Source organism: Vulcanococcus limneticus LL (genome assembly GCF_002252705.1).
Lineage (GTDB): Bacteria > Cyanobacteriota > Cyanobacteriia > PCC-6307 > Cyanobiaceae > Vulcanococcus > Vulcanococcus limneticus.
Genome location: NZ_NQLA01000026.1, coordinates 1 through 11847, shown reverse-complemented (window position 1 = coordinate 11847; position 11847 = coordinate 1). Strand labels below are relative to the sequence as shown.

The window sequence follows — 11847 nt, the reverse complement described above, 5'->3', positions numbered from 1 at the left end:
CCGGATCGTTGGGGTACAGATCGTTGAGGCACGGATCGTTTAGGTAGGGGTCGTTGAGGCACGATCCCTGCCGTTGACCGCTGACCGCGCGCCGGCCAATCCTTCACCCTACCCAGACGTCCCTCGGCCCCGTTCCCTGCCGCCATGGCTGACTCTTCCCGCTGGCAGCGCCTGTTCGCCCAGGCCTGTCCCCTGATCGGGGTGGTGCACCTGCGGCCGCTGCCGGGCTCGCCGCGCTGGGCCGGCGACCTGCCTGCCGTGGAACGGGCGGCTCTGGCGGATGCCCTGGCCTATCTGGAAGGCGGCGCCGATGGCCTGATCGTGGAGAACTTCGGCGATGTCCCCTTCTTCGCCAGCGCCGTGCCGCCGGAAACGGTGGCGGCGATGGCCCGCATCGCCACGGCCGTGGTGGCGATGGCCCAGGAGCGCCCCGTGGGGATCAATGTGCTGCGCAACGACGCCCTGGCGGCCCTGGGCATCGCCGCGGCCAGCGGCGCCCGCTTCATCCGGGTGAACGTGCTCACCGGCGCCACGGTCACGGACCAGGGACTGATTGAGGGGCCGGCGGCCGAGCTGCTGCGACGACGGCGGTTGTTGGGGGCCGATGGCCGCGGCGCCGGATCCGGCGGGGCTGACGGCATCGCGATCCTGGCGGATGTGCTGGTGAAGCACGGGGCGCCCCTGGCGCCGCTGTCCTTGCAGGAGGCCGTGCGCGACACCCTGGAGCGCGGCGGCGCCGATGCCGTGATCGTGTCGGGCAGCGGCACGGGTCAGCCCACGGCCCTGGGCGATCTGGAGCAGGCCCGGAGTGCCGCGGCCCAGGTGGTGCCAGGGGCCCCCGTGCTGGTGGGCAGCGGCGCCACGCTGGAGACGGCTGCCGCCCTGGCGAGCCGCTGTGATGGCCTGATCGTGGGGTCCGCCCTCAAGCGCGGCGGCCAGCTGGCCAGTCCGGTGGATGGGCAGCGGGTGCGGGCCCTGAGGCTGCAGCTGCCGGGACTGCTGCCACAATCGCCCCAGATCGAGATGGCCCCGTGACCTCCTCCCGCCTGAGCGAGCGCCTCGGCAGCAGCCGGCGCCGCAGCGATCCCGGCCGCAAGTGGGTGCGGGTGGCGATTGCGGTGCTGGCCACGATCGGCGCCATCGACACCGGCTCGGTCACCCTCAAGAAATGGGGCCTGATCGGGGCTCTCACCTGCCCGAAAGAGGCGTTCTTCGGCTGCAACGGCTGCGAGAAGGTGCTGGCGAGCGCCTGGGGCAGCCTGTTCGGCCAGCCCCTCTCCCTGTTCGGCTTCCTGGCCTACAGCGCCGTCCTGTTGCTGGCGGTGGTGCCGCTGGTGCTGCAGGGGGAGGTCCGGGCCCGGCTGTCCCAGCCGAGTCTCTGGGGGCTGTTCCTGCTCAGCACCGCCATGGCGGTGTTCAGCGCGGTGCTGGTGGGGGTGATGGCCTTCGGCATCCGCGACTGCTGCCCCTTCTGCATCCTCTCGGCCCTGCTGAGCCTGTCGCTGTTCGTGCTCAGCCTGGTGGGTGGCGACTGGGAGGACCGGGGCCAGCTGCTGTTCCGGGGCGTGATCACGGCCCTGCTGGTGGGGGTGGTGAGCCTGGGCTGGGCCGCCTCGGCCAACCGGCCGGACGGCTCCCTCGGCCAGGGGGTGCCTCCGGCCGTTGTGGCTGAGAGCAGCCCCGCCAAGCTGGCCCTGGCCGAGCACCTCAGCGCCAGTGGCGCCCGCATGTACACGGCCTACTGGTGCCCCCACTGCCATGAGCAGAAAGAGCTGTTCGGCAAGCAGGCCACCGCCAAGCTCACGGTGATCGAGTGCGCCCCCGACGGTCGCAACAGCCAGAAGGCCCTCTGCGACGCCAAGAAGATCGAGGGCTTCCCCACCTGGGAGATCAACGGTCAGCTGGATTCCGGCGTCAAGCCGCTCGCGAAGCTGGCAGACCTGAGTGGCTACAAGGGGCCCAGCGGTTTCTGAACCTCGCTCTGGTGGCGCTGATTTACCGGCTCCGGTGGATCAGCCCGCCCCGATCGGCTCGGTGCTGATCCGCCGCCCCCGCTGCTGCAGGCTGTGGCGCTGCCAGAACGGTTGGGCCGCCGGGGCATCCACGCGGTAGTGGCCGCCCCGGCTTTCCTGCCGGAACAGGGCTGACTCCAGCAGCAGTTCCGCCACGGCCAGGCGCTGGCTCAACTCCTGGGCGGCACTCAGCCAGCGCTGGGAGGCCTTGTTGAGGCTCAGTTCCACCTCTGGGGGGCTGGCCAGGATGCGCTGCAGCGCCGGGGTGGCCTCCATCGCGCAGCGCTCGCGTCGGATCCGCTGCAGTCCATCGGCGAGGGGAGCGGCATGTCGCTCCACCCCTGCCACCTGCCAGCAGCGCTGGCGCAGCTGCTGGATGCGCCGTTGCAGCTCCTCGGGATCGGAGCTGGTCAGAACCGCCGCTGGGTTGGCGCCGTCGGGCTCTGTCCGGGGCTGCGGCGAGACGCTCCTGGGCGGTGCGCCCAGTTCGATCTGCCGCAGCTGGCGGGCGAACACCAGGCACTCCATCAGCGAGTTGCTCGCCAGGCGGTTGGCGCCGTGTACGCCAGTGCTGGCCACCTCCCCCACGGCGTAGAGCCCGCTCAGGCTGGTGGCCGCGGCCAGGTCGGTGCGGATGCCGCCCATCCAGTAGTGGGCTGCCGGCGCCACGGGGATCGGCCCCTCCAGCGGTTCCAGGCCCAGCTCGCGGCAGCGACCCAGGATCGTGGGGAACTGCTGCTCCAGCCGCGCCCGGCCCACCGGCCGCAGGTCCAGGCCCACATGGCTGAGACGCAGTTCGCGCATGCGCCGCACCAGGGCCCGACTCACGGCGTCCCGGGGAGCCAGATCACCCCCGGCCAGCTGGGCCACCGGGCTGCTCCCATCCGGCTCCACCAGCCGCGCCCCCTCGCCGCGCACCGCTTCGGAGATCAGGAAGTGGGGGGCCCCCGGCAGCATCAGCGCCGTGGGGTGGAACTGCACGAACTCCAGGTCGCGGATGGCGGCGCCGGCGCGCCAGGCCATCGCCACCCCGTCGCCGCTGGCCTGGGCCGGATTGGTGGTGTTGGCGAACAGGTGGCCACCGCCGCCGCTGGCCAGCACCACCGCCCGGGCGCCGATCCAGTGCACGCGTCCCTGCTCCAGCACCTGCAGGCCGCAGCAGCGGCCTGCCTCCATCCAGAGCTGCAGGGCCACCGCATCGAGGCGCCGCTCCAGCCCCGGGCGGCGCAGCACCTCCCGTTCCAGGGCATCCACCAGGGCGCCGCCGGTGCGGTCCTGGGCGTGCAGGACGCGCCGGTGGCTGTGGGCCGCCTCCAGGGTGGTGCTGAGGCCCCCGTCCTGGCGGTCGAAGTCCATGCCCAGCTGCAGCAGCCGCTCCACGCAGGCTGGGGCCTGGCGCACCAGCAGCTCCACAGCGGCGCGATCGCAGAGGTCAGCGCCGGCCTTGAGGGTGTCGGCGATGTGGCTGGCGAAGCTGTCCTCCGGGCGGGTCACGGCGGCGATGCCGCCCTGGGCCCAGCGGCTGGCGGAGCGTGGGGCCCGCTCCTTGCTCAGCAGCAGCACCCGCAGGCCCGCGGGCAGCTCCAGGCAGGCCATCAGGCCGGCGGCCCCGCCGCCCACCACCACCACGTCCACCAGCTCGCCCATTCCGCGTTCACCACTGCCGGCCTGGAACAGCCGTGAAGCCAAAAAAAAGCCGCCGGGAGGGCCCGACGGCGTTCACCACTGAACAAAGGATACGAGAGCTGAGGTTTGGGGACCGGGATTGGGGTCAACGAACCGCAGGATCTGATCGCCCCTCAGCGGTATTGCCCGTCGTTGATCCGGTCGAAGCCTTCATTGAGGGCGATCGAGGGGGCGGTGACCGTGAAGTTGGACTTGTACTTCTCGAACAGTTCCTTCTGGCGCTCGGTCAGGTCGAGCTTGAGCACGTCGTCGACGTTCTCGTAGGGGCCACCCAGCACGATCTTGCCGGCCAGGGTGGGATAGAAGCCGGGGTACTGCTTGAAGCGCCGCACCGACGAATTGTTGAGGTCCACCTTGTCGCCGCGCTCGGCGAGCTTCTGGTCCGCCACATTGCGGCGCTCGGCGGCCTGAGCGCTGGGAGGCATCACCAGGCCGAGCAGCAGGCCGGCCAGCAGCACGCCGCCCATGAGCCAGGAAACCAGCCGTTTCATCGAAAACTCCGTCTGAACGGGGATCTGAGCGACTGCGGGGCAGTCTGTGCTGCAAACCTACAGGTGGGCCGCCTCGGCTCCGGCCCCGGCCCTGAAGGCTTTTGCAGTTCTTCAGATCAGGCCCTTCGGGCAGCCCGTCAGATCAGGCCGCTCAGGTGCGGCGCCCAAAGGGCGGCGGCCAGAAACAGGCCGTCCACCGCGAGGGTGGTGGCCAGGGCCGAGGCGGCGAGCCGCCAGGCTGGATCAGGGTGGGACCAGTAGCGCCGGCACAGGGCTGCCAAGGCCGTGCCCGCCAGGCTCACGACGGCCAGGGGCAGGGGCTCGAGCACTCCCTGGGCCGCCTGCTGCAGCCGCAGCGCGGCATCCGCCGGCGCCGCCTCGAGCACAGCGATCCAGTGGCCCATCACCCCGGTGAGGGCCATGACGCCATCGGTGCAGGCCGTGCCCAGCAGCGAGGCCAGGTAGAAGCTGGCGGCCATGCGCCAGCGCCTGGTCCACAGGCCCCCCAGGGCCAGGGGCAGGGCAAACGCTTCGATCGGCAGGTGCCAGAGGGGGTGCAGGCGGAACCAGCCCCAGAACAGGCAGCCCCCCAGCCAGCTGCCGCTGAACCCCACCAGCAGCGGGCCCGCGTCGGACCAGCCGATGCTGCGGGGGCGCTGCTGCGCCAGGCGCTCAAGGGCCAGGCCCAGCAGCAGCAGCGGCAGGGTGGCCAGGGCGGCGCTGAAGGGATGAATCCGCACCCAGGGGGCCTGCAGAAACACGGGCAGGGCCACCAGCAGGGCCGCCGCGGTGGCCAGGCCGTCACGGTGCTGCAGTTGCCAGCGCCCTAGCTCAGCGGCCGTCAGGGCCAGAACCTGGGGTGCAGGCAGCGACTGGGCCGGCGTTCTGGTGGCAAGGTTGGGCCGGACCCCGAGCACCTGGTTGTGAAGAAAGGTGATCAACCTTAAGGGACGCACCGGTTCAGGGGCGATGCGGTTCAGGGGCCCCGTGGATCCGGCGGCCCACACCCTGGTTCCGGCGGGATGGCCCGGGCGTGTTCCCCGTGCTGGTCAAGGAAGCGGCGCCGCCATAGGGTCGGCGCCAAGCTCCTGAACCCGCGCCCATGCTTCCGATCGCCTCGCCGCAGGACATCGGGGTGTGGGAGGCCACCTGGCGCTACGTTGTCCTGGGGGTGGTGCAGGGCCTCACCGAATTTCTGCCGATCAGCAGCACCGCCCATCTCAAGGTGGTGCCCCTGCTGCTGGGCTGGGGCGATCCTGGCGTCGCCGTCACGGCAGTGATCCAGCTGGGCAGCATCGTTGCGGTGCTCGCCTACTTCCGCCGCGACCTGGCGGACGTGGGGGGCGGCATGCTGCGGGCGAGCCGCCAGGGCGACTGGCAGGAGCCCGAGGCCCGCCTGGGCCTGGCGATCCTGCTGGGCACCGTGCCGATCCTGGTGGCGGGCCTGGCGATCAAGCGCTACATCCCCGACTACGACCACTCCCTGCTGCGCAGCCTGCCGGTGATCGGCTGGGTGTCGATTGCGATGGCCCTGCTGCTGGCCCTGGCCGAGCGGCTGGGCCGCCGTCGCCGCCTGCTGGCGGAGGTGCGGGTCCGGGACGGTCTGGTGGTGGGCCTGGCCCAGGCCCTGGCCGTGGTACCTGGGGTGTCCCGTTCCGGCAGCACCCTCACGGCCTCGCTGTTTGACGGCTGGCGCCGGGCCGATGCCGCCCGTTTCTCGTTCCTGCTGGGGATTCCCGCCATCACCCTGGCCGGCCTGATCGAGCTGAAGGAGGCGCTGGCCAAGCCCGTCGCCGGAGGGGCGATCCCCCTTCTGGTGGGCATCGTCACGGCCGCGGTGGTGTCGTGGCTGGCCATCGCTTGGCTGCTGCGCTTCCTGCAGCAGCACAGCACCTGGTGGTTCGTGGGCTATCGCCTGCTGTTCGGCCTGTCGCTGCTGCTCTGGGCCGGCCGGTTCAGCGGCGTCGCAGACTGAGGCCAACGAGCAGAGCCAGGCCGCCTGTGTGGAATGAACCCTCGGCCGGCATCGCCCTGGCGGATCTGGGCGATCACCAGCGCCTGCCCCAGCCGGCGCTGGTGGAGCTGGTGGAGCCGGGTTCCATCGCCGAGGAGCTGGGCTTCCAGCCCGGCGACAGGCTGCTGAGCGTCAATGGGGTTCGCCCGCGCGACCTGATCGACTTCCAGTTCCTGGTGGGGGCCGAGGACCTCACCCTGGAGGTGCAGGACCCTGATGGCACCGTCCACGTGGTGGAGCTGGAGAAGGACGCGGACGAGGGCCTGGGGCTCGGCTTCAGCGAGGCCCTGTTCGACGGCCTCAAGCAGTGCAACAACGCCTGCGCCTTCTGCTTCATCGACCAGCAGCCGCCGGGCCACCGCCGCAGCCTCTACCTCAAGGATGACGACTACCGCCTCAGCTTCCTCTACGGCTCCTACCTGACCCTCACCAACCTCACCGCCGCCGACTGGCGGCGGATCGAGGAACAGCGCCTCTCACCCCTGTTCGTGTCGGTCCACGCCACGGATCCCGAGCTGCGCTCGCGCCTGCTGGTGAACCCGCGGGCGGCCCTCCTGATGGAGCAGCTCGCCTGGTTCGCCGAGCGGCAGCTGCAGATCCACGCCCAGGTGGTGGTGTGCCCCGGCCTCAACGACGGCCCGGCCCTGGAGCGCACCCTGCTGGATCTGGCGGGCTTCGCCGCTGGCGACTGGCCCGCCGTGCTCTCGGCTGCGGTGGTGCCGGTGGGTCTCACCCGCTTCCGCCCCGAGGGCGATGGCCTGGAGCCGGTGGACTGGGCCTGCGCCCGGCGCGTGATCGCCCAGGTGGAGCCACTGCAGCAGCACTTCCGCGACCGGTTCGGCAGCCGCTTCGCCTGGCTTTCCGATGAGTGGTATCTGATGGCGGGCCTGCCGCTGCCCCCGCGGGATGCCTACGAGGACCTGCCCCAGGAGGGCAATGGCGTCGGCAGTATCCGCGCCTTCCTGGAGGCGATGGAGGAGGCCACCGCTGAGCTGCCGGCTTCTCTGCCCGCCCCGCGGCGGGTGAGCTGGGTCGTGGGCAAGCTGGTGGCCGAGGCCCTGCAGCCGGCCGTCGATCGGCTCAATGCCGTGGCGGGTCTGGAGGTGCTGCTGTATGGGCTCCCAAGCCCCTACTGGGGCCAGGACCAGGTGGTGACGGGCCTGCTCACCGGGGCCGATCTGCTGGAGGGTCTGGCCGGCCGCGACCTGGGGGAGGAGCTGCTGCTGCCGGCGGTCACCCTGCGCCAGGGCGAGCCGGTGTTCCTCGACGACCAGACCCTGGAGGCCGTGGCGGCGCAGCTGCCGGTGCCGATCCGGTTGGTGCATGGGGCAGATGACGTCGTGGCCGGATGCCTGGCTGATTGGGGATCCACTCACTAAGCTCTGCCCAACGAGTAATCCGGGTCAGTAGGCGGTGGGACGTTCCTGGAAGGCATGGCTTGCACTCACGGGGGCCTGTCTTGCTCCCGTGTCGGTCACCCCCGTGCGGGCCGAGGTCGTGGCCCCGGCTGCTGGCCAGGCGAGTCCAGCGGCGGCTCAGGCCGAGGTGGCCCAGTCCACCCGTGGCACCACGGCAAGTCCCGTCCAGGCGCCCGCCGCTCCCCCCCCGCCCGTCAATTCCTTCCCCAACCTCGATCCCCAGCAGCAGATCCTGCCGCTGGCCCCGAGCGTCAAGGGCTCCCGGCCCAAATCCAACCCCAAGGTGCTGACTCCCGCCGCCACGAAGCTGGATCCGGCCCTGCAGCGCCTGGCGGCTCCGGCCACCCTGGCCCTGCCCACCACGGTCCAGCAGGTGATGATCCGCGAGCTGCGGCCCCTGGATCTGCGGGAGGTCGAAAACCTGGCGGAGGTGAACAACCCCAACCTCAAGGCCATCGCCAGCCAGGTGGAGCAGGCCAAGTCCAACCTGCGAGCCCAGATTGCGGCCTGGTACCCCACGGTTACCCTCAACGCCCAGAACGCTCCGGGCCTGTTCCAGGCCGAGTCTTACAACGCCCTGCCGGATGGCTCCTTTGCCCAAGACGGACTCTCGTATACCAAGCTCGGGGGCGCCCAGGCCACCCTGGGCATCAACTGGGCCCTGATCAACCCCCAGCGGGTTCCCCAGATCGCCGCAGCCCGCGATCAGTTCGAAAAGGCCAAGAACCAGTACCTGATCGGTCTGCGGGAGCTGCGGCTGCTGGCGGCCCAGGCCTACTTCCAGCTCCAGCTCGCCGATGACCGGGTGCGGATCGGCCAGGAGTCGGTGCGGGCCTCGCTGGTGAGCTTGCGCGACGCCCGGGCCCGCTTCCAGGCCGGGGTGGCCACCAAGCTGGAGGTGCTCGAGGCCGAGACCCAGCTGGCCCGCGACCAGCAGTTGCTGACCAACTCGATCGCGGACCAGACCGTCGCCCGCCGCGACCTGGCCCGGATCTTGAATCTGCCCCAGAACATCACCCCCACCGCCAAGGAACCCCTGCGGGCCCTGGGCGTCTGGACGCCGTCGCTGCAGGAGAGCATCATCGCGGCCTACGCCTTCCGCGAGGAGCTCAGCAACGCCATCCTCGACATCTCGGTGTCGAACAGCCAGGCCAACGCTGCCCTGGGAGCCGTTCAGCCCTTCCTGAACATCTTCAACAACTTCTCGGCCGAGCGCTTCGCCGGTGGCTCCAGTGTCGGCTCCAACACCATCAGCTGGAGCGAATACCAGTATCAGGTGAGCAACGCCGTGGGCCTCAACCTCAGCTGGCGCCTATTTGACGGCGGCCGGGCTGCGGCTGAGTCGCGCCAGTTCAAGCAGCGGGCCCAGGAGAATGCCTTCCGCTTCGCCGATCAGCGCGACACGGTGCGTTTCGAGGTCGAACGCAGCTTCGCCGAACTGGGCAAGAACAACCGCGACATCCAGACCACCTCCCGCGAGGTGATCTCCACCCGCGAATCCCTGCGCCTGGCCCGTCTGCGCTTCCAGGCCGGCGTGAGCACCCAGCGGGAGGTGGTCGACACCCAGCGTGACCTCACGAACGCCGAGGTGCGCTATTCCCAGGCCCTTGCCCAGTACAACAGCAGCCTGGCCGAGCTGCGTCGCCGCACCGGCCTCGACACGGTGGCCGTCTGCAAGCCCCCCAACCTCGGTGCCGTCAAGCCCAGCACCGGCATCGACGTGCCCGTGCCGCCCGAGCCCCTGCAGCCCGCATGCCAGGCCACCCTCCGCCGCGCCCCGGCCCCTGCCGGCAGCTGAGCCAGCCGCCGCGTGTTGCTGACAAGCTCCGCTTTCGTCCTAACCTCCACTCCCAGCTGAAGGTGGCCAGCTGACTCTCCCCCTCCCCCGCCTGCTGCGCCTCGGCCTGTTCCAGGGCTGTCTGGGTTGCCTGGCCGTGATCTTCGCGGGCATGCTCAACCGGGTGATGCTCAGCGAGCTGCAGTTCCCCGGCCTGCTGGTGGGCGGGGCCCTGGCCTTTGAGCAGTTCATGGCCCCATCCCGGGTGCTGTTCGGGCAGATCTCCGATGCCCATCCCTTCGCCGGGCGCCATCGCGTCCCCTATATCCGCCTGGGATCCGCCCTGTTCTCGGCTCTGGCGGTGGCGTCGATCCCGTTGATCTTTTCGCTGCATGGGGCCTTGGCCAGCGGCAGCTCCAGCGCCATTGCCGCGGGAGTTGTGGCCCTCTGCGGTCTGTTTGCCCTCTATGGCCTGGCGATTTCCCTGGCCAGCACCCCCTACCTGGCCCTGGTGATCGACCTCACCGATGAGCAGGAACGTCCCCGGGCCGTTGGTCTGATCTGGTGCATGCTCACGGTCGGCATCGTGGCGGGGGCGATCGCCACTGCCCTCAGCCTCAAGGGCATCGATGGCGTCACCGATCCGGCCCTGCTGCAGCCGGTGCTGCTCGGCTTCATGGCCAAGGTGGCTGCGGTGGTGTTCCTGCTCAGCGTGGTGGCCACCCATGGCATGGAAGCGCCGGCCGCATCCGGTGACCGCAGCAGCAGCGCCGATCGGGACGACGCCCTCACCCTGCCCCAGGCCTGGCGCCTGATCACCTCCAGCCGGCAGGTGCTCGTGTTCTTCGCCTTCCTGCTGCTGTTCACCCTGGCCCTGTTCCTGCAGGATCCGATCCTGGAGAGCTACGGGGCCGACGTGTTCGGGATGCCGATCGCGGCCACGGCCTCCCTCAGCGCCACCTGGGGCATCGGCACCCTGGCCGGGTTGCTGCTGGCGGGGTTCTGGATCGTGCCCCGGCTCGGCAAGTTCGCCAGTGCCCGGCTCGGCTGCCAGCTGATCATGGTCAGCCTGCTGCTGCTGGTGTTGGTGGGCCTCACGGCCCGGGTGCCGCTCCTCCAGCTGGTGATGCTGCTGTTCGGCATCGCGTCTGGGATCGGCACCAACAGCACCCTGTGTCTGATGCTCGATCTCACCTTGCCCGAGGCCGCCGGCACCTTCGTGGGTGTGTGGGGCCTGGCCCAGGCCATCTCGCGGGCCCTGGGCAAGTTGCTGGGGGGCGGCCTGCTTGATCTGGCCCGTTGGATCCAGCCTGGGGATGGCGTGTTCCTGCCCTTTGCCGCTGTCCTGCTGATCGAGGTGGCCATTGCCCTGGCCGCCCTGGTGCTGCTGGAGCGGATCAACCTGCGTCAGTTCCGGGCCGATACGGGCCAGATCCTGCAGCGCGTCCTTGTCGCGGAACTCGGATGACGGTCTCCTCCCCTGCCTTTCCCACTGAACTGGCGGCCTTCGAAGCCCTGCTGGATCGGGTGGCCGAGCGCCAGCGCCAGGATTTCGGTCAGCTGGATTCAGAGGCCAAGCCCGACGGCAGCCTGATCACCGCCTGTGACCGCTGGAGTGATGCCACCCTGGTGGCTGGTCTGGCCGAGCTGTTCCCTGGCGAGGGGGTGCTGAGCGAGGAGGGCAGCCAGTCGGTGCCCCGCAGTTCCGCCTTCTGGGTGGTGGATCCCCTCGATGGCACCACCAATTTCGCGGCCGGCATCCCCTACTGGGCCATCTCGATCGCCCGCTTTGAGGCGGGCGTGCCGGTGCTGGCGGTGTTGGATGTGCCGCCGTTGCGTCAGCGCATCGTGGCGGTTCGCGGCGGGGGGGCCTGGCGCAACCACAAACGGCTGGCTCCCCCCTCGGCCCGGACCCAGGTGGCCGGCTGCGCCTCGCTCTGCAGCCGTTCGATCGGCGTGCTGCAGAAACTGCCCAACCGGCGCTTTCCCGGCAAGATCCGCCTGTTTGGGGTGGCCAGCCTGAACCTGGTGAGTGTGGCCATGGGCCAGACCGTTGCAGCTTTGGAGGCCACCCCCAAGATCTGGGATCTGGCGGCGGCCTGGCTGGTGCTCACGGAGTTGCGGTGTCCGCTGCGCTGGCTACTGCAGGATCCGGCCCAGCTGGTGCCCGGCGAAGACCTGGCCCGGGCCGACTACCCCGTGCTGGCTGCTCGCAACGACGAGACCCTGACCACCTTCCTGCCCTGGGCCGAGGCCCTGGTGGCGGGTGATCTGCCCTCCTGACCCCGACCCGTTTGCCAGATCGGGGAGAGGGGTGTTATGGTTTTGGACTGCGCGGGAGCCGAGAGGCGAGCGCGCGGCGCCAAGGAGCCACCGGGGGAACCCGAGCGGAATTCTGAGGCGACTTACGACGAAGGAGGCGCGAGCCACCGGTGTTGTAAGTTCAAGA

The 11847-nt window shown here is 70.3% G+C and carries 10 protein-coding genes; 7 read left to right on the top strand and 3 right to left on the bottom strand.

Annotated features, from left to right (window positions below):
• Nucleotides 1–144 precede the first annotated feature (144 nt).
• Both CJZ98_RS11015 and CJZ98_RS11010 read left to right on the top strand, forming a co-directional pair.
• Complete coding sequence (locus tag CJZ98_RS11015; protein ID WP_094591182.1) at nucleotides 145–1035, top strand: BtpA/SgcQ family protein; 891 nt, start codon at nucleotides 145–147, stop codon at nucleotides 1033–1035.
• Nucleotides 1032–1973, top strand: a complete 942-nt coding sequence (locus CJZ98_RS11010) for a vitamin K epoxide reductase family protein (RefSeq protein ID WP_094591181.1) — start codon at nucleotides 1032–1034, stop codon at nucleotides 1971–1973. Before CJZ98_RS11015 ends, CJZ98_RS11010 begins: the two co-directional genes overlap by 4 nt.
• A gap of 39 nt (nucleotides 1974–2012) precedes the next feature.
• Here the strand turns inward: CJZ98_RS11010 and nadB are convergent, their stop codons facing one another.
• The 3 genes from nadB to CJZ98_RS10995 all read right to left on the bottom strand — a co-directional run bounded on the left by nadB (nucleotide 2013) and on the right by CJZ98_RS10995 (nucleotide 5130).
• Nucleotides 2013–3659, bottom strand: a complete 1647-nt coding sequence (nadB, locus tag CJZ98_RS11005; RefSeq protein WP_094591180.1) for an L-aspartate oxidase — start codon at nucleotides 3657–3659, stop codon at nucleotides 2013–2015.
• Nucleotides 3660–3811: 152 nt separating this feature from the next.
• Nucleotides 3812–4189: a photosystem II complex extrinsic protein PsbU gene (psbU, locus tag CJZ98_RS11000; RefSeq protein ID WP_094591179.1), complete on the bottom strand. Its 378-nt coding sequence runs from the start codon at nucleotides 4187–4189 to the stop codon at nucleotides 3812–3814.
• Nucleotides 4190–4326: 137 nt separating this feature from the next.
• Entirely contained in the window at nucleotides 4327–5130 is an 804-nt protein-coding gene (locus CJZ98_RS10995) for a DUF3120 domain-containing protein (RefSeq protein WP_232756403.1), read from the bottom strand.
• 161 nt (nucleotides 5131–5291) lie between these two features.
• On the opposite strand from CJZ98_RS10995, the gene CJZ98_RS10990 reads away from it, so the two are divergent.
• The 5 genes from CJZ98_RS10990 to CJZ98_RS10970 all read left to right on the top strand — a co-directional run bounded on the left by CJZ98_RS10990 (nucleotide 5292) and on the right by CJZ98_RS10970 (nucleotide 11681).
• The gene (locus tag CJZ98_RS10990; RefSeq protein ID WP_094591178.1) at nucleotides 5292–6164 is read left to right on the top strand and encodes an undecaprenyl-diphosphate phosphatase; all 873 of its coding nucleotides are present in this window, start codon (nucleotides 5292–5294) and stop codon (nucleotides 6162–6164) included.
• 26 nt (nucleotides 6165–6190) lie between these two features.
• Complete coding sequence (locus CJZ98_RS10985) at nucleotides 6191–7582, top strand: TIGR03279 family radical SAM protein (RefSeq protein ID WP_094591177.1); 1392 nt, start codon at nucleotides 6191–6193, stop codon at nucleotides 7580–7582.
• Between the two features lie 88 nt (nucleotides 7583–7670).
• The gene (locus CJZ98_RS10980; RefSeq protein WP_232756402.1) at nucleotides 7671–9419 is read left to right on the top strand and encodes a TolC family protein; all 1749 of its coding nucleotides are present in this window, start codon (nucleotides 7671–7673) and stop codon (nucleotides 9417–9419) included.
• A 136-nt stretch (nucleotides 9420–9555) separates the two neighbouring features.
• Nucleotides 9556–10866, top strand: a complete 1311-nt coding sequence (locus CJZ98_RS10975; protein WP_315855804.1) for a BCD family MFS transporter — start codon at nucleotides 9556–9558, stop codon at nucleotides 10864–10866.
• Entirely contained in the window at nucleotides 10863–11681 is an 819-nt protein-coding gene (locus tag CJZ98_RS10970; RefSeq protein ID WP_094591176.1) for an inositol monophosphatase family protein, read from the top strand. The genes CJZ98_RS10975 and CJZ98_RS10970 overlap by 4 nt, the downstream gene beginning before the upstream one ends.
• Nucleotides 11682–11847: the final 166 nt, after the last annotated feature.

Excerpts from the sequence above, each read along its gene's own strand:
- CJZ98_RS11015 (WP_094591182.1), top strand. The coding sequence starts at position 145 with ATGGCTGACTCTTCCCGCTGGCAGCGCCTGTTCGCCCAGGCCTGTCCC.
- nadB (WP_094591180.1), bottom strand. The coding sequence starts at position 3,659 with ATGGGCGAGCTGGTGGACGTGGTGGTGGTGGGCGGCGGGGCCGCCGGC.
- psbU (WP_094591179.1), bottom strand. The coding sequence starts at position 4,189 with ATGAAACGGCTGGTTTCCTGGCTCATGGGCGGCGTGCTGCTGGCCGGC.
- CJZ98_RS10990 (WP_094591178.1), top strand. The coding sequence starts at position 5,292 with ATGCTTCCGATCGCCTCGCCGCAGGACATCGGGGTGTGGGAGGCCACC.
- CJZ98_RS10970 (WP_094591176.1), top strand. The coding sequence starts at position 10,863 with ATGACGGTCTCCTCCCCTGCCTTTCCCACTGAACTGGCGGCCTTCGAA.